The 26,215-nt window shown below is 57.3% G+C and carries 18 protein-coding genes and 3 pseudogenes; 15 read left to right on the top strand and 6 right to left on the bottom strand.

Translation table 11 applies throughout. The features are described from left to right. Positions 1-346: 346 nt before the first annotated feature. The 14 genes and pseudogenes from ACVW1C_RS29690 (at position 347) to ACVW1C_RS29625 (ending at position 13,912) form a co-directional block, all read left to right on the top strand. Positions 347-1,145: pseudogene (locus tag ACVW1C_RS29690) on the top strand (phosphocholine cytidylyltransferase family protein). A gap of 13 nt (positions 1,146-1,158) precedes the next feature. Continuing rightward, positions 1,159-1,770 carry a CDP-alcohol phosphatidyltransferase family protein gene (locus ACVW1C_RS29685; RefSeq protein ID WP_456761331.1) on the top strand — a complete coding sequence of 204 codons (612 nt, stop codon included), beginning with the start codon at positions 1,159-1,161 and terminating at the stop codon, positions 1,768-1,770. 27 nt (positions 1,771-1,797) lie between these two features. Next, complete coding sequence (locus tag ACVW1C_RS29680; RefSeq protein ID WP_456761330.1) at positions 1,798-2,577, top strand: class I SAM-dependent methyltransferase; 780 nt, start codon at positions 1,798-1,800, stop codon at positions 2,575-2,577. A 406-nt stretch (positions 2,578-2,983) separates the two neighbouring features. Continuing rightward, the gene (locus ACVW1C_RS29675; protein ID WP_456761329.1) at positions 2,984-3,463 is read left to right on the top strand and encodes a GNAT family N-acetyltransferase; all 480 of its coding nucleotides are present in this window, start codon (positions 2,984-2,986) and stop codon (positions 3,461-3,463) included. A gap of 120 nt (positions 3,464-3,583) precedes the next feature. Then, the gene (locus ACVW1C_RS29670; protein ID WP_456761328.1) at positions 3,584-4,723 is read left to right on the top strand and encodes an aminotransferase-like domain-containing protein; all 1,140 of its coding nucleotides are present in this window, start codon (positions 3,584-3,586) and stop codon (positions 4,721-4,723) included. A 35-nt stretch (positions 4,724-4,758) separates the two neighbouring features. After that, positions 4,759-5,676 (top strand): branched-chain amino acid transaminase, encoded by a 918-nt coding sequence (locus ACVW1C_RS29665; RefSeq protein WP_456761327.1) that lies wholly within the window; start codon positions 4,759-4,761, stop codon positions 5,674-5,676. Between the two features lie 936 nt (positions 5,677-6,612). Next, entirely contained in the window at positions 6,613-6,960 is a 348-nt protein-coding gene (tnpB, locus tag ACVW1C_RS29660; protein ID WP_212469045.1) for an IS66 family insertion sequence element accessory protein TnpB, read from the top strand. Between the two features lie 70 nt (positions 6,961-7,030). Then, positions 7,031-8,539: pseudogene (gene tnpC / locus ACVW1C_RS29655) on the top strand (IS66 family transposase); the annotation flags it as partial. Between the two features lie 295 nt (positions 8,540-8,834). Further along, the gene (locus ACVW1C_RS29650; protein WP_456761254.1) at positions 8,835-9,935 is read left to right on the top strand and encodes a tyrosine-type recombinase/integrase; all 1,101 of its coding nucleotides are present in this window, start codon (positions 8,835-8,837) and stop codon (positions 9,933-9,935) included. Then, positions 9,932-10,858: a tyrosine-type recombinase/integrase gene (locus ACVW1C_RS29645; RefSeq protein WP_456761255.1), complete on the top strand. Its 927-nt coding sequence runs from the start codon at positions 9,932-9,934 to the stop codon at positions 10,856-10,858. Before ACVW1C_RS29650 ends, ACVW1C_RS29645 begins: the two co-directional genes overlap by 4 nt. Beyond that, the gene (locus ACVW1C_RS29640; protein WP_456761256.1) at positions 10,855-11,856 is read left to right on the top strand and encodes a tyrosine-type recombinase/integrase; all 1,002 of its coding nucleotides are present in this window, start codon (positions 10,855-10,857) and stop codon (positions 11,854-11,856) included. The genes ACVW1C_RS29645 and ACVW1C_RS29640 overlap by 4 nt, the downstream gene beginning before the upstream one ends. Before the next feature lie 113 nt (positions 11,857-11,969). Then, positions 11,970-12,110 (top strand): annotated as a pseudogene (locus ACVW1C_RS29635) (transposase domain-containing protein); the annotation flags it as partial. Between the two features lie 9 nt (positions 12,111-12,119). Then, positions 12,120-12,428, top strand: a complete 309-nt coding sequence (locus ACVW1C_RS29630; RefSeq protein ID WP_249149292.1) for a hypothetical protein — start codon at positions 12,120-12,122, stop codon at positions 12,426-12,428. Between the two features lie 674 nt (positions 12,429-13,102). After that, positions 13,103-13,912, top strand: coding sequence for a class I SAM-dependent methyltransferase (locus ACVW1C_RS29625; protein WP_456761326.1), 810 nt, complete (start codon positions 13,103-13,105; stop codon positions 13,910-13,912). Between the two features lie 241 nt (positions 13,913-14,153). Here the strand turns inward: ACVW1C_RS29625 and ACVW1C_RS29620 are convergent, their stop codons facing one another. The 6 genes from ACVW1C_RS29620 to ACVW1C_RS29595 all read right to left on the bottom strand — a co-directional run bounded on the left by ACVW1C_RS29620 (position 14,154) and on the right by ACVW1C_RS29595 (position 22,858). Continuing rightward, positions 14,154-15,308 (bottom strand): hypothetical protein, encoded by a 1,155-nt coding sequence (locus ACVW1C_RS29620; RefSeq protein ID WP_456761325.1) that lies wholly within the window; start codon positions 15,306-15,308, stop codon positions 14,154-14,156. Positions 15,309-15,697: 389 nt separating this feature from the next. Then, complete coding sequence (locus ACVW1C_RS29615; RefSeq protein ID WP_456761324.1) at positions 15,698-17,041, bottom strand: hypothetical protein; 1,344 nt, start codon at positions 17,039-17,041, stop codon at positions 15,698-15,700. A gap of 28 nt (positions 17,042-17,069) precedes the next feature. Next, the gene (locus ACVW1C_RS29610) at positions 17,070-18,326 is read right to left on the bottom strand and encodes an extracellular solute-binding protein (RefSeq protein WP_456761323.1); all 1,257 of its coding nucleotides are present in this window, start codon (positions 18,324-18,326) and stop codon (positions 17,070-17,072) included. Positions 18,327-18,353: 27 nt separating this feature from the next. Continuing rightward, the gene (locus ACVW1C_RS29605; RefSeq protein WP_456761322.1) at positions 18,354-19,442 is read right to left on the bottom strand and encodes an aminotransferase-like domain-containing protein; all 1,089 of its coding nucleotides are present in this window, start codon (positions 19,440-19,442) and stop codon (positions 18,354-18,356) included. A gap of 90 nt (positions 19,443-19,532) precedes the next feature. Beyond that, positions 19,533-21,197 (bottom strand): gamma-glutamyltransferase family protein, encoded by a 1,665-nt coding sequence (locus ACVW1C_RS29600; protein WP_456761321.1) that lies wholly within the window; start codon positions 21,195-21,197, stop codon positions 19,533-19,535. Positions 21,198-21,373: 176 nt separating this feature from the next. Further along, the gene (locus ACVW1C_RS29595) at positions 21,374-22,858 is read right to left on the bottom strand and encodes an alkaline phosphatase family protein (RefSeq protein ID WP_456761320.1); all 1,485 of its coding nucleotides are present in this window, start codon (positions 22,856-22,858) and stop codon (positions 21,374-21,376) included. 656 nt (positions 22,859-23,514) lie between these two features. Between ACVW1C_RS29595 and ACVW1C_RS29590 the strand changes: the two genes are divergently transcribed. After that, positions 23,515-25,155, top strand: a complete 1,641-nt coding sequence (locus ACVW1C_RS29590) for a carbohydrate porin (RefSeq protein WP_456761319.1) — start codon at positions 23,515-23,517, stop codon at positions 25,153-25,155. The last annotated feature ends 1,060 nt before the right edge of the window (positions 25,156-26,215 follow it).

Genomic DNA, 26,215 nt, shown 5'->3' with positions numbered 1-26,215 from the left:
TCCCCCACATATCTCGATGACCAGTCACGAGGGCCACCAGGTCATGTCTCCCCTGGAGAGAAGTCAACGCGGACAGTGGTAGCAGCCCTCTTGAATGGCGAAGTCTCCTTTCCAAGGAACCCGTAGACCTTACGTCAGTAGCGACCATAAGCCAGAGTTTCGATCACGGAGGGCGCTCATTTGGCGCAATGGACCTCTTCAGCACTTCGTGCGGCGACGAAACGGTGCTCAATGACAAATGATGACCTGCTGAGCACGGAGAGTCCTGAAGCTAGGCGCCAACGGATTTTCGACGCCTCAGAACAAAGGAACATTGAGATGTCCCTCGGTGGTAGAGCGAACTGAAATGGTTATCAATGTGCCCAAGAAAGCCGTCATGCTCGCCGCGGGCATCGGCTCTCGCCTGCGACCGCTGACGGATCTGCGGCCGAAGCCCCTGGTCGAGGTCAACGGCACGCCGATCCTCCATAATGCGCTGCGACATTTGGAGGCAGTCGGCGTCGAAGAGGTGACGATCGTCGTCGGCTATCGCAAGGATGCCATTCAATACGCATGCGGTCGCCGCTTCGGCGCGCTCAAGGTCAACTATGTCGAGTCGACGGTCTTTGACCGAACCGGCAGTGCTTATTCGCTATGGCTAGCGCGCGATACTCTGCTTTCTGGCGACTGTTATCTTCTCGAGGGTGACGTTTTCTTCGAGGAGGATGCATTGCGCATTCTGATGGCTGTCCCAGCGAATGATGCCGCAGCAGTTGCCCCCTTCACTGAATTGATGGAAGGTTCGGCAGTTCTGTTATCGGATACCGGACTCATTTCCGGATTCCGGATGAAGCAATCCGCGGCAAACCTTCTTGAGGCCGGACCACGCCTCTTCAAAACGATCAACTTGTTGCGATTCTCTGCTCCGACCCCCAGATCAACGATCGTTCCGGCACTCGATGATATCATCGGCGTCTGGTGCAATGCAGGCATACACGGAGGAACTCCTTGCCTACCTAGTGCAGCAACGTGGACTGCAGCTTGCGGCCGCTCGGTGTGACCGCCTCAAGTGGTATGAAATCGATAGCAGCAATGATTTGTTGATCGCGGAGGACATCTTCGCAACTTGGCGAGTGCCAACGTCTGCTGTCAATGCTGCACAATAGCCAGGAGGATCAAATGCTTCGATATCTCCTCGACCCAGCCAACGCCATCACGAGTCTCGGCATTTTGTTCTCGGGACTCGCGCTCCATGCGGTGGTTAGTGGACAACTAGAACTGGCTGTAGCGATTGGCCTATGGTCGATGCTGGCCGACCAACTGGACGGGATCGTTGCGAAGAGAACCCCGAGCCGAGGCTTAGACGCAGCTGAAATCGGGAAGAGCCTCGATAGCCTCGGCGACGTGATCTACGGAGCGGTGCTACCGGCTGTCGTGATCATGGCGCTCGGAAAAGGAGGCCTCCTCGCAACCTCGCTCGGCGTTTGCATGATTTGCGCTGGCGCTTTGCGGCTGAGCCACTTTAGTCGCTCCGGCTTGACGGGAGGATACTTTACCGGCGTACCGCTTTCCTACGACGTGCCGCTTCTCGCCATTTTCTTTCTGACAAGGGGCTGGATTCCAGAAGAAGTCTTCAATCCGGCGGTCATTATTTCGTTCTTCTCGCTCACGTGCCTGCACGTGAGCTCAATACGGGTGCCTGCTCCCAGGCGCGCGATGTATTTTGTCATTGCCGCGTTCAGCGCAGTTTCATCTGCCGTGCTCGTTAGCCAAGCTCTTAATTCTGATTGATACCGGTCCTGCGTGGGAGGATTTGCTATGAACGAAGTTGCGATTGAGCCTGCGGTTCGTTGGGGGGATTTCTCCCTCAACGCCGCTGATTATGGTCAGAATCCACCCTATTCGCATGCTGTGCTTTCATCTCTCCTGAGAACTATGCGCGCTCATTTCGATATCGTGCGGATTGTTGAGCTCGGCGCGGGGACTGGGAATTTGCTACGATCTTTCACTGACGACGATATCCGCGGATTTGCGGTCGAGCCAAACAAAGAAATGCGAGCGGTTGCGCGCTCGCTGGCCCCTGATGATACGCGGTTCGAATGGCTCGAAGGAGCGGCCGAAGAGACTAATTTGCCCCCAAGGTCAGCCAACTGGGTACTGCTCGGAAACGCGTATCAGTTCGTTCAACCTCCAGCAATGTTCAAGGAAGTAAGCCGGATTCTTGTACCCGGTGGATTCCTAACGATCATTTGGAACGTCCGACACCTTAAGAGAGATACCCTGCAGCGCTCTATCGAAGAGATGGTCCAGCGAACGGTCGGCGCTCTGAAACGAACAGGAAGCTCGGTTGTTGAGCTCATGGAAACCGTGGACACCAATGGTTGCTTCAATGAATATATATATATGGAAAGTAGTCACAAACAGGTGTTTTCGCCCGAACGACTTCTTGCAAGCTGGAAAGCAGGCCATGACATTCCCAGCCAAGTCTCAGCCGAAATCTGGCAACACGTCATCAGCGAAATAGCTCGCGCGATCCCAAAGCAAGATTCTATCGAGACAACTTGGCTCACCCGGGCGTGGACCTTTCAGGCCGCCTAACTCTCAGGTGATGAACGTCTCACAGCCGTGATCAGTCAGAACTGTCGATCACCGTCATGGAGACGACGGAATGGAGTCCAGCTCCGCTCATCGTTGCGGCTCTGATGTCTGTGTTGGCACGACTCTTGAAGTTAGCCGGATATCGCGTTGGCGAAGCCGGCGCCGTAACATCATCAGACTGTTTTCAGCTCGGATTTGCGGTTTTGATAGATTTGCCAATATTCGACAGAACGCCCCGGCACCCAACATTATTTGGCGTCGGGCTAATTCGCGGCTTCCGCTTACGCTCTTTATTTTGAACGGAAAGCAGCCAATACACCTGTCAAGTTGAGCGGCGGACGACCGCCAGGAAGATAGAGATGTTGCTCGGATGACTGTTTCGTATCGCGCTAGATCGGGAGGACATATGGGTACGACGATCATTGAGCGGGTTACGCTGAGGGACGTCGTGAAAGTGCGCCATGAAGTGCTGCGCCCGAACCAAGATCGAGCGGCCACTGTAACCAAGGTAGACCATCATCCGCGCACCGTTCACTTCGGGGCTGTGATCGCAGATGAAATTGTTGGCGTTGTCTCAAGCGGTCCGGAAGCGTTTCCCGTTGACAATTCCACTATAGGTTGGCGCTTGCGCGGTTTTGCCGTTTATCCGCAGTATAGATGCAAGGGAATTGGCACCGCGTTATTGAACGCTCTAAAACTGCACCTCAGTGGGACTGAATGCGAGCTCTTATGGGCTTATGCGCGATGTACCGCTCTCACAACTTATTTAAGATCTGGATTTGAATGTTTTGGTCCGCAATTCGACATTCCACCGACTGGTCTCCACAACATCATCCGAATGAAGGATTTAGGTCGGGAGAACGACGGCATGAATAGCAATCGCTAACAGCCACGTTTACGTTACCACGTGCGCTCCGTGTGCACACGAAACCGGCCAAATACAGGAGACTCTAGCGCTCGAAATGGCGTTCTGTCCCAAGCGAAACACATCTGAAAGGATCAGACGATGCCGACGACATCAAGTAACACAAAGCGGCTCGCTGAAGCACGATCGCCAATAGACATGACGAGAACAATGGCACCGGCAGTGCCAGGCTTTCGTGAGTACGTCATTGAGGGACTGAGAAAAATAGAAGCTCTTCCGGAATTGTCAGACATAATTCAACGGCATCGCTTCCATGGAACCGCACATGATAAAACAGTTGCGGCTCAATGGCTCGGCAAGCGGCTTGGTTTTGTGCCTGACTCGTCACGGCTGCTTCTGACGGGCGGCACTCAAAACGTCCTAATGATTTTGCTCTCTCGTCTCGTGCCTAAAGGATCAGTAATAGCAGCGGAGAGGCTCACATATGCTGCGATCGGGCAGCTTGCGATGCTGGCAGGCGTGTCGGTGTTGCCAGTCGATATAGATAGCGACGGCATGCGGGCAGATGCGCTCGAAGAGATCTGCGGGTCACACAGCGTCGCTGCAGTTTATACCAACCCGACGGGTCACAACCCGACAACGTCTATCATGTCCAATGAACGTCGCCAACGCGTCGCCGAAGTGGCTCGCAGGCATGGCTTGGCTATCATTGAGGACGACGTCCACGGGTTTATCACAAAGCACGCCCCCCCTCCTATTGCGACGATCGCACCTGAGCTCACCTGGTATGTGATGACGGTCTCGAAATGTTTGGGAATTGGGCTTAGAGCCGCATATCTCATTGCCCCAAATGCAGAAATGCTTACGCAGCTTGTAGCTGCCATTCCGAGCATCTCGGCATGGTTTGTCCCTGGGCTCTCGGCGGCGCTCATCACGAATTTGATTGAAACGGGCGCAGCAGATGAAATCGCCAATCGTATCTCTGCTGAAATAGGCTTTCGGCAGGAGATTGCCCAAGAGATTCTGGGACCGTTGGCGGGTATGCACACAAACATCTCTTCGTTGCATGTATGGCTGGATTTGCCGAATGCATGGACAATTGAGGATTTTGTCGACGCGGCCGCCGTAGCAGGCGTCGCCCTTCGTCATCCCAATATTTTCGCAGTGCCGGGGACTGAGATCAAAAGAAACATTCGCCTCTCCTTGATCGCCCCCGCGACACACTCAGATTTGCGAGAGGGTCTCTACAGAATCGAGGCTCTACTTCGATCGCGGATGTAATTTGGCGCATTATGTCAAGAACAAGGGAATCCCAAATGTGTTCTGCAGAGTTCGCATATTTGAACGGAGAGATTCTGCCGTGGAGTGACGCCAAGATTCATGTATTTTCGCCCGCCGCAAAGTACGGCATTGGCATCTTTGAGGGGGTACGTGGTTATTGGAATGAACACGAGAAGCAACTTTTCTTGTTCCGGCTCAACGAGCATCTAGATAGGTACGCTTTCTCGCAGAAGGCGATGCGATTCGACGAGGGGGGACCATCTAGCGAGGAATTGACGCAAGCTCTTATCGCTCTTTGTCGCGCAAACCAATTCTGCACCACCGTTCATATTCGGATGATGGCTTTCGTGGACGGCTCGGGAGAGATGGGTGCGACTGGACCTGTTGGAACAGCTATTACTGCACTTCCCCGGCCGACGACACGAGAAGTCGCCAGAGGCGCTTCTGCTCAGATCAGCTCCTGGATGCGAATGCCGGACAACGTCATGCCGGCGCGAATTAAGTGCAACGCTAACTACCACAATTCCCGACTAGCCGTAATGCAAGCTAGATGCGATGGATATGACATCGCGTTTCTTCTGAATTCGAGAAGTAAGCTTGCTGAAGCGCCGGCAATGTGCATTTTTCTGGTGCGCCATGGACATCTTGTAACTCCGAGCGGAACCAACGATATTCTGGAGTCGATCACACGAGGGACGGTAATTGAGATAGCCGAGGAATATCTGCAACTAGAGACGGTTGAGCGCGACGTGGACCGCACTGAACTTCTTCTTGCAGATGAAGTATTTTATTGCGGTACAGGCGCTGAAATAACTCCCGTGACCTCGGTTGACAGGATCTCTGTCGGTGATGGCAAACCTGGGCCGGTGACAAGCAAGCTACGCGAGCTTTACCTCGCTATCGTTACGGGCGAGACGAAAGATCATTCCGAATGGAGAACAGCAGCGTATTGAGATCAGCTGGGAGAAGCGCTGGTCGATTCATCGTATAGGGCGGTGGGTAAGCGACTTAAGGCGCTTAACCAATGACGAGCTGTCCTTCGGAATTCGACACGCAGCTCGCTTCACTAGCTCTGACGAGCCTCTGCATCACATGCTTCGATACTCAAAATCACTATCGAACCAGCTGCGATCAGCATGTCCGACCACTATTTGGACCTCTTGCCTCTCCGGGCCATTTCCACTCGAGCTCCCAGCCAATCGTGTCTTGGCAGTGACATTGTGTTGCCGGTCCGCGGGTAGTGCACCAGCTTATTGAGCAAGCTGCTTCAGCCGGCGCACCTTCGTCGCTAACAGATCGTGATGCCTTCTTCTTCCAATTGAATAGGTCGTCCAGCTGATCTCGGCGTTCCGGCAAATCTCGAGAACAAGCACGCCTCATCACCTGCTGCGAGTTGATGCCTTCTAAACAGGGTATCCCTCCGGCGGAGGCCGCCTTGTGTAGTTTGCGAGGCGGGCTGAGGATTTGACCTTAAGTCTAGCTGTAAGGTCACGTCGGGAATGCAGGTCAATGTGTTAGGCGCCGAGCGTCGGCGGCGATGGAGTTACGACGAGAAGGTTCGCCTTGTCGAGGAGACCTTGCAGCCAGGGGAGACGGTCTGCGGCGTGGCGTCGGCACGGGGTAGCTCACAGCCTGCTGTTCACCTGGCGTCGACAAGCGCGCCAGGGGCGACTTGGCGGAGATGCCCCATCTGCTCTTGTGCCCGTCGAGATCACGCCCGTGGCGGCTCCGATCTCAAGCAGTGCGTCACAACCGGCGTCTTCTCCGCCAGCGCAGCGCGCAAGGGCTGGAATCATCGAGATTGAGCTCGGGGGCGGATGTCGTGTTCGCGTTGACCGTGACGTGGATGTTGAGGCGCTGCAGCAGGTTCTTGAGCTCTTGCGACGACGATGATCCCGATTCCGAACGGCGTCAGGGTCTGGATCGCGACCGGCCACACCGATATGCGTCGCGGCATGCGAAGCTTGGCTCTCACGGTTCAGGAAAGCCTGAAGCGCGATCCCCATGCCGGCGATCTCTACATCTTCCGGGGCCGCAGCGGCGGTCTGATCAAGATACTTTGGCATGATGGGTTGGGCATGTCGCTCTATGCGAAGCGCCTCGACCGCGGCAAGTTCATCTGGCCTTCGGCGTCGGACGGCGCGGTATCGATCTCTGCGGCGCAGATGGCCTATATGCTGGAAGGGATCGACTGGCGTAATCCGCAATTGAGCTGGCGGCCATTGAGCGCTGGCTGAGCGCAGGAATCTGCGGCTTTTGGCGTTTTGGGGAATCACAACTCGTCTAATCTGTGATTCACTGCGCCGCATGAACGCTGATCGCGACGCTGCTCCGGATGAGGTTGCCGCCTTGAAAGAGGCGCTGGCAGCCGAGCGCGCGAAGGGTTTGGAGGTCGCCGCTGAACTCGCGGTTGCCCGTGCCAAGGCCTCGGAAGACGGCGCCCTGATCGCCCAGCAGAAGCTTAGGATCGCCAAGCTTGAGCGTCAGATCTATGGCCGGCGGTCGGAGCGTTCGTCGCACCTGATCGAGCAGTTGGCCTTGACGTTCGAAGAGTTGGAAAGTGACGCCACTGAAGACGACCTGGCGGCAGAGCGCGCTGTGGCCAAGGCGACGACGGTGCACGGATTTGCGCGCAAACGCCGCGAACGCCAGACGTTCCCTGAGCATTTACCGCGCGAACGAGTGGTGATCGACCCGCCGACGGCCTGCGAGTGCTGTGGCAGCAACCATCTGCGCAAGCTTGGCGAGGACGTGACTCGGACACTGGAAGTGGTGCCGCGCCAGTGGAAAGTGATCGAGACGGTGCGGGAGAAGTTCTCTTGCCGCGACTGCGAGAAGGTCAGCCAGGCGCCGGCGCCGTTCCATGCCGTCGCCCGGGGATGGGCCGGCCCGAGCCTGTTGGCCATGATCATGTTCGAGAAGTTCGGCCAACATCAGCCCTTAAACCGACAGGCTGAGCGCTACGCCCTGGAAGGCGTGCCGATCGCGCTGTCGACCATGGCGGATGCCGTGGGATCGGTCTGTTCGTCGCTGGATCCCCTCCTGCGCCTAGTCGAAGCCCATGTCATGGCCGCCGAGCGCCTGCATGCCGATGATACGACCGTGCCAGTGCTGGCCAAGGGCAAAACCGATACGGCTCGATGCTGGATCTACGTCCGGGATGACCGGCCGTTTGGTGGCTCGGATCCACCGGCGGCGATGTTCTACTACTCCCGCAACCGCAGGGGCGAGCATCCCCAGGCGCATCTAGCTCGATATGCCGGCATCCTGCAGGCCGACGCCTATGACGGGTACAACCACCTCTATCTGGCGGGGCGCCAGCCCGGACCGATCCGGGAGGCGGCGTGTTGGGTCCATGCGCGGCGCCCATTCTTCGCCATGGCTGACATCGAAGAGAATGCGCGTCGCAAGGCCGTCGGCAAGAAGGAGATCCCGCTCTCGCCCATCGCGGTCGAGGTTGTGCGGCGGATCGATGCGCTGTTCGAGATCGAACGGTCCATCAATGGCAGGAGTGCCGAGGAACGCGTTCAGGTTCGGCAGACCCTGAGCCGGCCTCTGATCGAGGACCTTCAGGTCTATATGCGGGAGCAGCTCGCCAAGCTGTCCCGTGGGCACGACCTAGCCAAGGCGCTCAACTACATCCTGAAGCGCTGGGCGAGCTTCACTCTCTTCCTGGAGGATGGCCGCGTCTGTCTCTCGAACAATGCTGCCGAGCGAGGGTTAAGAGGTATAGCTCTTGGACGAAAATCCTGGTTGTTCTGCGGCTCTGATCGCGGTGGACGGCGCGCCGCTTCCATGTACAGCTTGATCGTTACCTGCCTATGCCGAGCGCGGCATAGGCAGGTTTATGCCGGCCGCCGAACTATGCCGAGTTGGGTCGTTTTCCCCAGATTTCTCGCTGACCGGCGTTTGGTCCGTTCGGCATAGTTCGTTCTGTGCCTCCGCTTTCAACAGCGGAGAACAGGAAGATGGAAGTTGAAGAGTACTTGGGCAGCACAGCCGGCTGTACCGGCGTCTCAGAAGCGGGCCGCACGGACAACTCGTCGAGCGCTACGCCGCTCGTCTCGTCGAAGAGAGGCTCGTTCGGCATGGCGCGTGGCGTTGCCTCAACGTGGTCAGCGGGCTCCTGAGTTGGATCGCCGGCCGTCGCTACAAGCTGGTCGATCTCGATGAACAGGTCGTTGAGCGGTACCTCCGACATCGAGGCGGGAGGCAGTCTATCCAACCCGGCGACCGAGCCGCGCTCAAGCGATGGCTGTCGGTGCTGCGCGCGGAAGGCGCGATCGCGCCGTTGGTGCTACTGCCTCTCACCCCGCACAAACGGATCTTCAAGGAGTTCGATGCCTACCTACGATCAGAGCGCGGCTTGGCCCCGAGGTCCATCGTCCGCCATCTCCCGGTCATCCGCAGGTTCCTGCACGAGGTGTGCCCCGGTGGCGCCGCCGCCCTCTGCAAGATCAGCCAAGAAGACGTGATCCGCTACATTGAGCGCCACGCCCAGGATTGGAGCCCGGGAACAGGCAAGGCGATGCGCTGGTCGTTGCGCGCCTTTCTTCGTTACCTCCACCATCGGGGGCTGAATGCGCGCCCGTTGGCGGATTGCGTTCCATCGATGCGGCGATGGAAGCTCGCAACTCTGCCGACCTATCTGCCTGCTGCACAGGTGCGGAAGGCTCTCGACGGTTGCGACCGAGAGACGGTGATGGGACGGCGGGACTACGCCATTCTGTTGTTGCTGGCCAAGCTCGGCCTGCGGGCCGACGAGGTCGCGACGCTCACCCTTGATGATATCGACTGGCGCGCCAGCGAGATACTCGTTCGCGCCAAGGGCCGACAGCGTGCACGGATGCCGATACCGCCAGACGTTGGCGCGGCCATCGTTGCATATCTCCGCAATGGCCGCCCAAAGTCGTCGTGCCGACGGTTGTTCGTCCGTACGCTCGCGTCACACGTCGGCTTTGCTTCCGGATGTGCGATCACCATGATCGCCAAGGCCGCTCTCGATCGCGTTGGAATCGAAGGTTGCGCACATCGCGGCGCCCATATCTTCCGACACAGTCTCGCTACCGAGCTTCTCCGATCTGGCGCGACCTTGTCGGAGATCGGACAGTTGCTGCGGCACGAGAACCACGACACTACCCGGATTTACGCGAAGGTCGACATCGATGCGCTGAGAACATTGAGCCTGCCCTGGCCGGGAGGCGTGCAATGACCAATCTGCGCGCCGCACTCGATAAGTACCTGAGCATGCGCAAGGGGTTTGGATACAAGTACGAGCACCAGACCCGTCGGCTCGCCGACTTCGTCGCCTTCATGGAGAAGCGCAAGGCCAGGAGCATCACGACGAAGCTGGCCATGGAATGGGCAACGCTGCCGCCTGATCGTCATGCATCCTGGGCGCTGCGATTGAGCGGCGTGCGCGGGTTCGCGCGCCATGTCGCCAACTTCGACCCGAGAACGGAGGTGCCGCCCGTCGGCATGCTGCCCGGATGGAAGCGCGCCAAGCCCTATGTTTACAGCGACGCGGAGATCGATGCGTTGCTGACGGCAGCGCTGGCTCTGCCACCAGCGGACGGGCTGCGCCGATGGACCTACCATGCCTTGTTCGGGCTGATCGCGGTGACGGGCAAGCGTATATCCGAGGCGATGGGCCTGGAGCGTGATGACGTCGACCTCGACGCCGGCGTGCTGACGGTCCGGCTGACCAAGTTCGGCAAGTCGCGGCTCGTGCCATTGCATCCGACGACGAGAATCGCGTTGCGCGACTACGCCCACCGGCGCGACGCGATGCTCGGATCACGCTGCGGCTCGACCTTCTTCGTTGCCGAACAGGGAGGCCGCTTGCTGCACCAGTACGTTCATCGCGTCTTCTGGCGATTGTCCCGAGAGATCGGGCTGCGGCGCCCAGGTGATCGTACCGGGCCACGCGTGCATGACTTCCGTCATCGCTTCGCCATCCGGACGCTGCTCAACTGGTATCGCGAAGGCAAGGACGTCGAGCAACAACTCCCAGTACTATCCACTTACCTCGGCCACGCCTGCGTGCGCGACACTTACTGGTATCTCTCGGCCTGCCCCGAGTTGATGGAAGAAGCCGCGCGGCGTCTCGATCGGCGATGGGAGGTGACGCCATGAAGCCCGCCTGCAATGTCGCCACGTTGATCGAGCGCTTCTTCACCGAGCACCTCATGCGCCAGCGCAATGTTAGCGGCAACACGATCGCCTCCTACAGAGACACGTTCCGGCTGCTGTTCATGTTCGCTCAGGTGCAGCTGCGGAAGTCCCCATCGGCCCTGACGCTCGCCGATCTGGATGCAACGTTCATCGGCGCGTTCCTCACCGATCTCGAGGTAACGCGCGGCGCCAGTGCGAAGACGCGTAACCTGCGTCTGACGGCCATCCGTTCCTTCTTCAGGTTCGTGTCCTTCGAGGAACCGGCACACAGTGCGCTGATCCAGCGCGTGCTCGCCATACCGAGCAAGCGTCACGACAAGCGACAGGTGCACTTCCTGACGCGCCCCGAGATCGAGGCGGTTCTCGCCGCGCCCGATCGAACGACGTGGCTTGGCCGCCGCGATCACACCTTGCTGCTGGTCGCGGCCCAGACGGGCTTACGCGTCTCAGAGCTGACTGGCCTTGACCGGGATGCCGTCCACCTCGGGTCTGGCGCACACGTGCGATGCGTCGGTAAAGGGCGGAAGGAGCGGACCACTCCGCTGACCACACTCGCTCGGTGTGCGCTCCAGGCATGGCTCAAGGAACCGTTGCGGAAAGGAGCAACAGCGTTGTTCCCGAACGTGCACGGGGGCCGGCTCAGTGCCGACAGCGTCCAGTCCCTGCTGGGAAAGCATGTTCGTGTCGCTCACAAGAGTTGCCCGTCTTTGAAGGCCAAGAGCGTGTCGCCGCACGTGCTGAGGCACAGCGCTGCGATGGAACTGCTGCAAGCCGGCGTCGACTGTTCTGTGATCGCGCTGTGGCTCGGTCATGAATCGGTCGAGACGACGCAGACGTACCTGCCCGCCCACCTCGCCCTCAAGGAAGCTGCCCTGGCGAAGCTCAAGCCTTACGAGCGCGGCAAGCGAACCCGCTTCCAGCCGAACGACCGCCTGCTCGCCTTTCTGGAGGCGCTCTGAACGCCAGACTATGCCGAATGGAGTGGGGCTGCCGCGCACGCAATCGACGCGTGCCAGCGTGACAACGGCGCGCCATACCAAACCCGTTCGGCATAGTTCGGCGGCCGGCATAAACGGCAAAAATGAACGGCGTCGATCCGCAGGCCTGGCTCACGGATATCCTTGCCTGCATCGCCGCCTACCCAGCTCATAGGCTGGACGAGCTGCTGCCCTGGAATTGGATGCCGGGATCAGCAGAAGCAGTTGCAGCATAGGGCAAGAAAATGGCTCACGGACGAAACAAGTATCAATCACGAGAGAACCGTGCTCGTGTCCGTGAGATATTGCTTCGCGACTGGGACCCCATCGGGGTCTACGGCATACCACAGGCCGCCGACGAGTATGACACCTACGCAAATAGGGCCTACGTCATGCTGATGGACGAAGGTGCGACCGCGAGCGAAATCGCCCGCTATCTCTATATTGTCGCCACCGAGCATATGGGATTAACCGACCACGGGCGCCTAGCCGAGAAGAGTGATCAGGTTGGTCAACTACTAGTCCAGCTTCGGCCTGAGTTCGGTACCCACTGAAACCATCGCCCGAAACTTTGCTAACCGCGGCCCTCACCGGAGGGTTACTAAACAGGAGACTTTCATCGTCTTTCGCTCCTCCCGCCGAGGGGAACCGACATCGCAAAGCTCTCGCCAAAATAGTGAACTTTGGTGGCCTCGGATCGATCTTCGGACTCGCAAAGGCTGGTCATTTCTCAGAGTAGGTAGTGTCTCCACCCTTGTTAGTTATCTACAATGAAACACGACTTCGCCGCGGAGCCCGTGGTGAGCCCCCCCCGCCATAAGGTGCAGCAATGAAACGCGTAATTAATCCCTGGTAGGCCGGCATATTTAAGTTTTGGGCCAGATTGCCGCTGATTAAGGGGTGGCGACGGATTTTGGGATGATGGGCATCGACAGGAATAGCGAGGTTGCATTTTCACCCACTGTTCGACTGTATGACCTTTCACGCGGAAGGTCTTCAAGCTTCGGATCACAGGCTTTGCGGAAAGGAAGTTGGTTTGACGGACTGGACGGCAAATCAGCTGAGCGGCGGGGTTCATGCTTTCACGCGCCGCCTTTTACGCCGATCTATGTCCCGGGCCGGGCGGTAATTTTGGCCGGTCTACCTCTTCGGCGCTGCAAGAGCGACGGCAGCGATCGCGGCCGAGAAGGCAAACTGTGACTCTTACTGCTCCATGAAGGAGATGGTGATGAATATCCCCGTGACATGGCAGCTCTACGATAGCTGCGCAGTTGGCTACGACGCGTATAGACCTAGGTATCCTGAGGACGTCTTCAGCATCCTGTCACGCTATCATGCGGCACATGCGCCGCTCCGGTCAGCTGCAGATGTAGGTGCCGGGACCGGAATCTTCAGTCGACAACTCATGGAGTCGGTGCCGAGCATTGAGAGATTGGCCTGCATTGAAGCGAACTCGGATATGGCCGCGATCGCCAAAGAGCATTCGGTCACCTTTCGGGGGCTCGACGTGCTGATCGGGGTTGCTGAAAGTCTCTCCTTACCGGATCGTTCATGCGATCTTATAACGGCAGCAACGTCGGCCCACTGGTTCGACAGGCCACTATTTTATGAAGAGGCCGCGCGGGTGCTGAAGCCTTTGGGAACATTGCTGCTCGTGCAAAACAAGCACCGGTACTGGGAGAGCGCATTCCTCGACGAGTTCGCAAGCTTTCAAGAGCGCCATTTCCCTGGATTTCGCCGGGGCCACTACTGGGGGTTCCCTGGCGATGGGAAAGCCGACTTTGAGGCGGAACTGGGTAAGCGTTCCGATCTCGTAGCTGTAGAGCGCCATAAGATAGAGTGGCGTCAGACGGTTACCGAAAATCAATTTCGCGGCTACTGTTATTCCATGTCACACATAAAGATGGCCATAAGTCAGTTCGGCGCGGCCGCAATCGCGCAGGAGATCGATACGATTCTGGAGCAACACCAGGATGCATCAGGCGATGTGACGGTTGAATGGCTCACCGATGTCGTTTTGAGTAGAGCCTCGCCTTAGAGGCGCCACCGCCACAACGGCAGCGCGATGGACCAGCCGGACCTGATTCCCGCCACATCGAGCTTGTCTTCCAAGTTTGCCTTGCGGTCCGTCGTCGTCATGATCTCGAGACCTGGGCGAACACCTCTTGCGTGTTCGGCGATAGGCCTCAAGCATCCATTCATGGTCGATCAGGCGATGCAGGGAGGTCAGCCTCCGCTCGGGAAGTTTTCCTTGCTAGATCGGCTATCTATTGTGGCTTTCATCCTAACGGGCTGGTCGGCGGCGCCGTCTCGTTGGCTAAAAGGGCCGAGATTTCGGCTTGCAGGGATGCGATGTCGGCGGCGACATCGACCATCTGATGCACGGTGGCCTCGGCGCCGCGCGCGCCTACAAAGAAGAAATGTCCTCCCGAAACGGTCCGGGTGAGACGCCGCGGTAGATCCAACATCAGCGCCCTCAGGCGGTCCCAGTGTTCGGGAGGCATAGCGGAGAGGTCGCGACAGCCCCTCACTTGGCGCTCGAAGATGTGCTGTGCGTTCAAGAAGCCCCAGGTGACGGAATCAGTCAGTGCGTGACGCGCGTCGGAGGGCCGGGTGGGCGCAATCACCCCGGTCAGTGGATGGGAAGCGAAATCAAAGGTGCCGAGCTCCTCCGTCACTTCGGCAACCGAAACAGCCGCGCCGCGCGTTCGCAGAAATTGCGGCTCCCCGCGCAACAGGAGTGGCGTGTTCGCACGATAGTCGCGCCGGTAGACGTCTTCGGGAATAACCACGCGGTCGTTATCGGCGGATTGGGCGGCAAGTTCGGCGCACCAATTTGAATCGCGGGGTGGCATTCCGGGTTGGCCAGCGGAGGGATTCCATAAGCCCGTTTCCGTCACCAGCTCGCCCGTCTCGAAGGCCGGCACCAAGCCGGGAAATGGCGCGCTCGCGGCGAGCGAGATGAACCCGATGGGCGGCACGCCGCCTCGCACGAGGCCCTGACAGACCGACCGCGCCACCCGGCCGGCCATGCTCCAACCAGCCACGACAACCTGGCGCGGCCGGGGACACGTGGCCAAGAGGCCAAGCGTAATCGCAGTGACCGAGGCACCCCAATCCCTGACGGTCATGTCGGGATAGACCCGCGAAAAGGCGGGGTGGTCACTGGGATAGGAGATAGCGAGAAGCCCCCATCCCGCCTCCCGCAGCCAGAAGTCGACGAAGTCCCGCGGATTTGCGCCAGGATGGCCATAGGCGACCCGGGCTAAATGGCCGCCGCCTGGCAGGAACAGCACAGTGGGATTCGTACCGGCCGGCGGGCGCCAGAAGACAATCGCGGGAAAGGCCGCGCCGTCTAGAAGACGTTCGTTCGGAAACAATGCGGCCACCGATCGCGGGTCGGCGTCTGACAGCGTCGGTCGGGAGCGAACCATGTCATCTCTCTAATCATCTTTCCAAGGGCGCCGCGACACTAGCGTTCAAACGGGTCCGCCCTCATCTCTTGTCGGCACTACGGCGCTCGCGATAGTGCGAGCAACCGCAATATCGTTGGGAAGCAACGATCTGGTGACAAGCATCGAATATTTCGATTGGATAGTCTGACTTGGCGATGGATTGCTATGAGAACTGGCCGTACCTCGCTTATCGCGGATTCGCCAGCGACCGTATCGACGCTGAGCGCGGCGACGAAAGTAGGCCATAAGCCGGCGAACAAAATAGAAATCAGGAAGCGGGCCAACAATGAGTATCGATTGGCCCGTGTAGAGCCGCTTCAGTTGACCTATGTTACGAGATTCTGCACCGCGTGGTGCGATCCTTACACTCACCATCGAGCCAATGTCCGGCAGCGATCAGCACGTCTAAGCACGGCTCGCACCCCTTCAAAAATCGTCTCTCCAGGCCATTTCCAATCGAGCTCTCTACCAATCGTCTCAGCAATGATATGTGTTGCCGCTCCGGATGTCGTGGCAATTGAAAGGATGTCACTACTCGACCCGCATGTATGCATGGCCCACGCCCGCGACCGGTGAGGACGACAAGTGTTCGTCAAGGTGCGCAATTTGTTTACCTCAGCTTGAGTCACTTCACCGGTGCACACTTCATGAGTGGTCCATGGAATTAATTGCGCGACCTGAAGACGCGTTACAGCGCCGCTACCCAAATACGCAAAAATTCCATCCAATGCCGGCTGTCCACATGCGACATAGGCGATACTAAGATCCGCACCTGTGGCCGCAAGAACACACTCCGCCATAAAGGCCGCCAAAGGTGCCTGCCCGCCCGAATATGCGCTCAATGCGTAAGGCAACGCGCCAAGGATATCTTGCCTGGCCTCACGGATGAGGTCCGCTCCAATGCCATCCCATTCCTCCGAGCCTGTGACAGGCACAGCGCTAGTTCTTGTGCAGACCTCGCTGCGGCGAAACTCGAAATCGACAAGCGCTATCTCCGCGCCAAATGGCCACGGCTGCACGAATTGCATACGTCCAATCGACCCGTAATATCGGCCAAGTGTATCGCCGCCTATAACGAGATCGACCGCTTCCTCCCATTTTTGGATTTTAGCAAACAACCTCTGCGGCTGAGGTGCATATTCGCCGCTTTCAAAGCGCCAATCTATTCCATCATGTAAGAGTACCACCACCAGGCGGGCGCCGGCCCGCCTAAGCTCTTTTGCCATCAAAGGTATGGCTGGTTCCATCCCTTGGACAGGAAGGGGATGGCACCGCTCAACCCTAAAGTTGCTCGAGGCGAGCAGGCTTGATGAGGTTAAGCCAATAAAGCCAATGTCGCCGACACTAGTCGGCAAAATCGTGGTCTTCGGCAGCGATACCTCGGCATTTGCACATAGTAGAGCGTAATTAACATCCTGCGCGACTTTCTCGAGAAAGCATTTACCGTAATCAAAGTCGTGGTTTCCTGCAACCGACACATCCAATCCGAGTTCACTTGATGCGCGAAAGCCGTCTCGACCTTGCGTCAACCATTCAAGCGGGCCACCTTGAATGAAATCACCACTATCGGCCCAAATTGCCGCGTCGTCGCCCCGCAGCCTACATATTTCTCGGCGCAGAGCCCGCCCACCCGGCAGATTCCCGTATGAGGTAGGCACCGGCGAGTAGGCTCCATAAAAATCATGAGTACAGAGGATTCTTATCGTTTCCACCTAGGCCCCCACAGACTTGAAGCATCAATTACCGAACTACAAGCGCAGCAACCTTCGATTTCATCTCTTGCATCGCTTCTTCAGGGGTCGCTTTGAGGGTGATTACCTTTTGCAGAATGTCCTTGATGGTGTTGAAGGCCTTGTTCGAATTAGGTCCTGGGACTGAATACCAACCGGTCACGCGATCCCGATTGAGCAATCCGACCGCAAACAAGGGGTCCGACGCGTACAAATTTCCAAGTGAGTTCGGATCGTTGATCGCCTTCTCGTTGAAAGGAATCATTCCGGTACTCTTCACGATGATTGCCTGTGAGGATGGCAGCATGGCGAACTTTAAGAATTTCCACCCTGCATCGGCTTTTGCTGGATCTTTCGAAAACACAATGGCGCTCAAACCGGCAACGGGCAGCCGACCGTTCGGTGAAGGAAGAGGAAACGGGGCAACTCCCAACCGAAAACGTCCGTCGATCTGCTTTTGGAATCCACCAATGGCAGAGCTGGCGGTGACGAGAGCCCCCAATTTACCGGCAGTGAACGCCTGACGAGCTTGATCTCTCGACATATCGGCGCGCGCCTGACCGGCTTCTCCGATCTGCCGAATTACCTCAAGTGCCCATAATCCTTGCTTGCTAGCAAAGGCAACGTCGTCTGATGGCGTAGCCATTTTTCCGCCGGCGCTCTCGAGCAGGGCCAAGTATGTCCAGTTTCCATTTGAATCATGCTCGAAAAACAACCCCATCGTGTCATTGCTGATGGCACCGATCTTCCTGCCCAGATTGATAATGTCCGGCCACTCCCTCGGAAATGCCGCAGGATCAGCACCGACTTTTGCAATTAGCTCCTTGTTGTAGACGATAACTGGCATCGACGCTGCTAGCGTTATACCGTATTGGTGTCCGTCGATGCGCCCGGTCTCCGCGGCTGCGGAACTATAGGCTATATCGCCCCAACCCCGATCGGTCGACATGAACTGGCCGAGGTCAATGGCGTAGCCGCGCTCGACAAATGCTCTAATTTGATTGCTGGCAGTGAGCGTTACATCTGGCAGATCGCCGGCGATCGCCTCACGCAATGTTTGCTCGGTCAAAGATTCAAAATTCCGGTTCTGCGCTTCAATCTTTACGGCGATATCTGGATTTTGGCTTTCAAACTGCGTCGCGAGCTCTCGGAACATTGTGGCCCAGCCCGCCGGTGCAGCGGTAACGCGGATGACAGTTTTGGCAAAGGTTGGTGAACCAGACATGGCACCAAGTAAAATGCTTGCGGCAAGGAGCGTGAGACGCATGGGTGAATTCCTCGTGTTTGGAAAGACTCAAACTAAGCCAGAGATTGCTTGAAGGGCGGCCCGCAGATCGTCGCGCGATGTTGGACCGCCCAGGCATAGTCGCACCGAGTTCGTTGGGCGGTCGGATGTTGTACTGAAGATGGAAGCAGAGCCGAGGACAATTCCTTCACGATGCGCGGCATTGAGAAGATCAACGGCTGACCGGTTGGCTGGAAGGCGAAGCCACAGATTCAACGCCCAAGGCTTTGAGACGACGTCCAACCCATTGAGCAGCCCCGACGCTATCAATTGCCTTTCGGCTATTTCTGCGCGCACCGCCGCAAGCACCTGCTTTGCTGCTCCATTCTTGACCCAGTGCGCAATGATTTCAGTCGACAGTGGCGATGGGACCCATGTTGTTGTCGATCTAAATCTCGCTATGAAGTCGCGAGCATGCTGGGGAGAGGGCGCGACAATATAGCCGAGACGAAATCCTGGGCTAAGAGACTTACCCACTCCGGTAACATACCAGGCGTTTGAAGGTTCGAGGCAAGCAAACGGCGGCGGAGCCTCCGGCATTAGCATGCCGCAAATGTCGTCCTCGATTATTGACACTCCGAACTTCTCGACAACGCGAGATATGCTCTTCCTTCTCGCTAAGCCAAGGACGTGAGTCGTCGGATTGTGGAGGGTCGGTACTGTGAACAGAGCTTTCGGCGCATGTTTTTTGCAGATACGCTCAAACGCATCGGGTATTATGCCGTCTGCATCAATCGGCGTTCCGATGACGCGTATTCCCAGAAGCCTTGGGATGTCCCAAGCAGCAAGTGCGCTAAGCTCTTCGGTGACTACCGTGTCGCCGGGACTTGCGACTAACGAAAGCAGCAACAGGACACCATTCTTGGCGCCATTCGTCAGGACGATCCGGCCACCGATATCAGCGTCGCCAAATCTTGCGCCAAGCCATTTGCTACCTGCGAATTGGTCGGTTTCATCTTCACCATACCGATGATGGCGCATAACGTCTGTTCGACCGCCATCTGCGATCTGAAGTAGCGTGGAACGCAATGCCTTTCTGAATTCTTCGGGCTCAGGTGGCAGATTTCGATTGAGATGAAATTGCTGACGCTTGTCCATGTACAGATTCTTCTTCGCCGGTGGTTAGCTACTGAGCGCCAATGAGCGATACTTTCGTCGGACACGGGGCTTCTCGGCGGCGCAATGCTCTCAGTACGCGAGAGCAATGCCATCACGCCTCGGATCTGCACCCCCCTGAAGAGAACCGCTGCGAGCATCTCTCACTACCCCGTGAGCGCCTCCGACAGCGACGGTCCACGCGGTCAATTCCTCGACCGCATGCCCCTTGCGCCGCAGCGCGTGGATAGTTTCGGATGAGAAGCGGCCCTCCATGCAGATTTCCCCACGGTCACCGAGATAAAATCGGGGGGCCTCTATCGCGGATTGTACGCTCTGCTTGAGTGCAAGGTGATTGAGTAGCAGTTGTGGCGTCGTTTGCAGGATACGCCAGGAGCCGGGTGTGCCTATGGCTCCGACGGCACCATGACGGCCCATAATGATCGAAGGTGCCAAACACATTTCGACTTTCTTGTTTGGGCCGATCGTGTTGGGGCTCTCTGGATCCCAATCGAACCAGTGAGCGAAATTGTTCATCAATATTCCGGTATTGCCGTAGACAACGCCGCTTCCAAATCCTTTGGCCGGGCCACCTCCGATGGTCTGCGTACAGGCTGCAATGTGACCTGCTCGATCCATCGCCACGAGATGAGTCGTGCTCTCGCGGCGCGCCGCTCTAAAGGTGTGATCCATTCCGATTTCGAAGTGCGGTTCTGCACCAACCCGATTTCCGGACCAAGGAGCCGAAGCATTGTGCTTGACGGCATGCAACATTTCACTCGCATAGGATGGCTCCAAGAATTTCTGCCAGCCTTTCGGCGTGTGAATTTCAACCCGAGTATCCTCACCGGCAATCTTAAATGCCTCAATCAAGCAATGTAGATAATCTGGCTGAACCTTGAGTTCGAGATCCTCGACGCCCGCAAGTATATTCAGCGAAATTAGATAACGCAGGCCAGTACAAGGAGGTGGCGGACAATATATCGTGTCGTCGCGAAATGCCGCATGGACCGGCGACTGCCAAGCGGGTTGATAGCTTTTCAGGTCTTCGTGGGATAGGAGCCCTCCATTGTTGTGAGCGAACGACACGATCTCATCCGCAACGCTCCCTTCATAGAAGACTCGTGCCCCTTCTTCAGCGACAAGGCGCAAGGTGCGGCCAAGATTACGTTGAACCAAAATGTCGCCGGCATCCGGTAGCTTGCCGTTTGGCGTAAAGATCGACCTTGTTGTTTCGTATTCCGAGAATGTGTACCAGGAAGCCTTAATTATCCGGGAGAGATATTGAGATATAGGGAACCCGTTTTCCGCAAGTTCGATTGCCGGTCGCAAGGCCTGACCAAGAGTGATCGTGCCACAGCGTTTAAGCGCCGCATCCCAGCCAGCGATCGCACCTGGCACTATGGCCGACTTGATGCCGTGGTCCTTATCTCCCGGCTGCGTGAATTGATCTCGAAAAGCTGATTTCGGCGACGAGCCTACGAAGTCAAGGACCTGAGGGGCTGTCATGTCTGGTGTTGCGGCAATGATGTAACCAACGCCCCCGATCCCAGACGAATTGGGTTCGACTACGCTCAAAACGGCAGCCATAGTGACTAGCGCGTCAATGGCGTTGCCACCGTTTCGTAAGCACATCAGTCCGCTTTGGCTGGCCAGTGGGTGAGCAGAAGATACTGCGCCGTTCAGACCGTAAGCCACTCCTCTGTGCTGGTACTGACCATGAGGCCAGTCACGGCAGTCGTTCTCACGCAGCAGCATAGATCATTCCCCTTTAACAAGACCAGAAACCACTCGGCTCGTTCGACTCGCGTCTAATCCAGTTGGCCCAGAGCATTGGCACAAGTCACCACACTCCGCGCGGCTGCTTCAGAGATCACAATTGACGCCGCCATTCACATGAGGTCGCCCTGCAAGATAATCTGCCGCTATTGTCGTCAGCTTTCTGCACTTCCGCTCTCGACGTAGCTGGCGCCACCTACTGCGACGCGCGTGATGACTTGTCGATAGCTTCCGAGTCGCGCCTCGAAAGTCTCGCTGCGGATGTTCGCCTCTGGAGGTGATGCGGTGCGCAAGACCTCATTGAGTACCCTTCCAGACATGCTTGACGGTGCCGCAACACCGAGCAGTTGCAGGATGGTCGGCGCGAAGTCGCAGATGCCAGAAGGGATTGCGGAAACGGTACCGTTTGCCGCAAAGGCAGCCCCCGCAGCGATGCCGACCGCCGCCAGCTCCTTTGGATGCAAGCCACCATGAAGACCGAGGCCAGGTCGACGGCCATTGTCATAGTAAGTTCCACCAACGAGGCCGAATGGATCGACCGTATCGTCCGTGCGGAATGAGAAAGCGATATCCGGTGCACGAGCATGATCGGCAAAGACAAGACGGTTTGAGAAGCTCCCGGGGGCGATGCCGTTTGTCTCGTCTTTCGCACGCGTGAACACGAGGCCGCACCATGGCTCGGGCGTGATGGCCGCAACTAACATGGCAACCGTCGTCTCATCTGGATCGGCAAGATAGAGAGCGCCGACCTGGCCGGGCACCACTACCACATCAACATCGGAAGCAGGCACGACACCGGGCCTTAACCCTGCCGCGCATAGGCTATCGGCAATCGAGATACGTGTATGGCCGGTGATGTGGCCGTGGTCTGAGATTGCGATGATCTGCACTCCGGCCTGTCGGCCGTCGGCCTCCCACCAGTCGAGCACGCGACCGAATTGGCGGTCGCAATGTTTAATTATGGAGCGCGTTGCGTCAGCTCCCGTCCCGTGAAAGTGAGAGGTAAAGTCCGGCTCGCCGTAGGAAAGCACAGTGACATTTGGCCGATATCTCGGCCAGACAACGTCGAGAAACGCCGTCGTGATCCAGTTCTGCCCAACGATGTCCGGTTCGGTGTTCGGCGGCGCCGGCGGCAGCGGCCCGACCCGCGCCTCGATCTCGGCGAGGATATCGTCCGGAGTACACGCCTCACGAAAATGGCCCGAGAGGCGAATATGGCCGAAATCCTCAGCCTTATGGTGGAAGAGCCGAGTCGTTCCCGGCGTATTGGTCGCGAGGACAGCGAGGCTCCGCCCGTTTGCCGCCAAGATTTCACCTAGCGAAGGCGCCGAATAAAGTCGGCCGCCGCTCTCGACGTCCAGCCGGCGAAGCAGAACAGCGTCAGAACTGTCGATGCAGCGCGGCGGCGTTACAGAGCGGTCGACATATATGTTGCCGACCATGCCGTGGCGTGCGGTCGGCGCTCCCGTAACAAGGCTAGGGAAAGCTGAGCGGGTCTCGCTAGGGTAAACCGTGCGATGACTGGCAAGCGTCACCCCGGCCGCCTTCAGACGCAAAAGATTGGGGGTCAGGTCCGGGCCAATCAGGTCGGAGCGCAATCCATCAAAGCTGGCAATGAGAAAGCGGAGATCACTATTCATATGTCTGCATCGGCGTATCGATATGGATTCGGATTTCCGGATGGTGCTTTTGGAATCCTGCTGGGATTACCGGCTTTGGGCCAACACCTCGCGAAACGTCGAACCAAGGCGACGGTCGCCTCCCGACATTTATGCGACATCGCCCCGCGACGTCCGACACCTTAAAAGCTCGAATTGCTACGATCGGATGACGCTCATCGAACAATGCGATAGGAACCTACGCAAAATGCGATGCATTCCGCTCCGGAGAGCTCAGCATCAGCGTCCTGTTGGGCCTCAAGCCATGCCAGCGATCACTCAACGGCGTGATTTGCAGACAAATCTCGGGGGCCCGTAGGCCTCGAGCCCGACGAAGCGGGCCACACTTGCCAGAGGAGGCGCGCGCTCGCGCCGTCAGTTAGAGCGAACGTAGTGCAAAGCTTGGTACTGCTGCCTCGGAAGTTAGAACCTCCGCAAAGATTGCGCGCCGACTAAGTGGAGGACGGCGCATTGAGCGACATCTCTTCCTGTCGCGTCATCGCTTTCCAACAGACCGCCACACACCATCGTATCTTGCAGAAGATCACATCGTATTATTCGATGGGTGTCATCTGCTTATCGCGATGTCAATGCGATGGACCACACGTCAAGAAGTCCTAACTGTTCTCGGGGGTCCTATGAGAGATGACGTAAGCAGCACTGATGTTGCCAGCGCACACGTTCTACACCAGTATCAAATGAAGCTATACTCAGCTGCGGACTCTGTCTTCAACTTTCGACCAACTACAAAGCAACGACCGCTTGCTATCGCAATGTCTCTAGCAGCAAGTCTTGTGGGCAGTTCGGCGCTGGCACAATCCGCCAACGTCGCTAACGTCAAAAGCGACACTCCGAATGAGGTTGCTAAAAGAACAGTTCAAAAGAAGACCGCCCCAGCCGCAAATTCAAAACCGACCGAAAAAAGCGGAGCAGCGAGTGTCGTTGACAACTCGGCGCGGGCACGAACTATTAACGTGCCCACCCGAAAGAGCGACATGGCGGATGAAGTTGCTAAATACCAGACTCAAAAGAAGACCGACCCATTCGCAAAATTCGAAAACCTCCGTCCAAAAGGGATGTGGCTCGGCATACCTGGCCCCGCCGATACGATAGATCAGGACAAAGGCGGCGTTAGGTCCGCGCTGGCAGAGGTGGGACTCGGTTATGTTGGCTGGACACAAAACACCTTTATCAACAATCAACTACCGAATGCAGCCAGAAGCACGATCGCCAATCAGCTATATAGCGGGCAGAATCCGACATTTAATACCGTAAATTACATGTGGGTGACCTACGACCTCAGCCGGTTCGGGATTCCTGATGGTCAAATCATCGTCGCAGCCGAGCAGCAATACTGGACATGGAAGCCTGGGGGACCGGATAGAGTTGGAATCGATACGCTTGCCTACTATCAGACTTTTTTCAACAGGAGACTCGAACTCAAGATGGGCTATCTCCCAAATCAAAATGAGTTCGCAGGAACATTGGTCGGAGGAAACGCAGGATCAAACGTTTTCGGTCCCTCGTCGAGCATCTTATTCCAAGGAGGCATGAGCAACAATCCCGCGCCGACGCCAGCTCTCGACCTCAAATACAATTTTGATGATCGCTTCTACAACAGAGCTACGATCCAACGCTCTCTCAGTCCAGATGGCCAATTCAAGCAGCTAACCGAAAATCCCACCGGCTTAAACTGGAGTACAGCCAACGCTGGCGTGCTTTTGCTTGATGAAATTGGCTATAAGAGCAAGGCGGCTCCCGGCTTACCCGATACGTGGCTGCGAGCGGGCGCTGGTTACAACAACAGCAACTACGTGAACTTGAAGTACCCGAACCAACCGAGAGCTGACGCGAATAGCTTCTATTACGTCGCTGCGGACAGGCAACTTTGGCAGACTGATGCCCAAGGCGCGGCATATCGTGGTATCTACGGTGGATTCTCGATTATGTACGCTCCGCCTGACCTAAACAAGGTCACTCAGTATTACGAGCTTCGTGTGTATGCAAAGGGACTTTTTGACAGCCGGCCCAGTGATCAACTCTCTATTGTTGCGACTGATACTGTCTGGAGCAACTTTGCGGTGGATGCTGCCTTGGCTAAAGGGAATCTTGTTCATTTGGACAGCAAGGCGATCTCGGCGACGTATACCGCACACCTTGCACCCGGAATATATACAAACATCGGCCTAGCATACATCGACCACCCGACGACCATTACATACACTCCCCAAACGGGACATGCGCTGAACTTCTCGCTGTCTACGTCGGTATTCTTCTAGATCCTCAAAGCTGGCATGCACTCATAAATCGCGGCGTTGCGGATCAAGGCGCGTTTATGTCCACTATGACAGCGACGCGCGAACGGACATCGCCTATGGACTGCGGCAGGGACGAGGATTTCTTCTCGCCCCCGCACAGATTCCGGCGCGCGCTGCTAACGCACCGGGCTCCTCCCTCGGGTCAGACGTCGCTCGATGAATGGTTTAGTCACGCTCGTCGCCCGACGCGCAGCCGTCATTCGGATCAAGGCGGCATGTCCGCTCAGTGTCCGAACAGCGGCCGTCTAGCGGCTGTTCCCTTGGGTGAGGCCATTCCCTCCACGACTTCCGCCGAGATTGCCTTCCCTTAGTTCGGTCGCTTCGCAAATACTATGTATCACGGTCTCATCCGACTTCTCACCCACGTGCATGCTCGGTGCGGCTTGCCGCCTTCCCGAGCCGCCCGGCACACGATTCCGGGCATGGATGAGACCAGATTCCGCCCAAAGAACGTCTCCACGGTCTCCGACAGTTCTTCCCACGCAAGCCGCATCATTCGGGGCGGGGCTGGTTGGCTAAACGTTCCATGTGGGGGACTTGCAGCTGCACGCTGCACGCGAGAGACCATAGCGATGTCGAAACAGAATCGAAGAGGTTGGCGCGGGTTCTCGCGGCTAGTCGGCTCACGTTACGCCGGATCTAGCCTCGGCATCGGTCTCAATCTGGCCAGCCGGGTACGTTGCCGTCCTCCAAAGTCATACTGCACATGCCCACGATAACCGAACGATTTGGAGGGCCTCTCAGTACTTTAGCCACTGCAGTTCGCAACGCTTTTCGCCCGAGCGTCAACAGTGAGAAACGGGCATCGCTGCATCGATAGAGGGACGATTACGAGGTCACTGCCGCTCGTCCCATCCATCTTCTTCGAGCCCAATAGTCTAAGAAATGAAATTCGGATTCGCACAACCAAAGAGGACCACCAGAAAGGCGGTCGTCGCGATCTCGGCGACAATATCAAGGGTCTTACAACGCCAGCACGGAGCAATGCTCCTCCTTTCAAACAAAGTCTACGACAGCCCTT

The sequence above is a fragment of the Bradyrhizobium sp. USDA 4011 genome, from assembly GCF_054063415.1.
The sequence above is the reverse complement of the archived record's forward strand: the minus strand, read 5'-3'. Positions and strand labels throughout refer to the sequence as shown.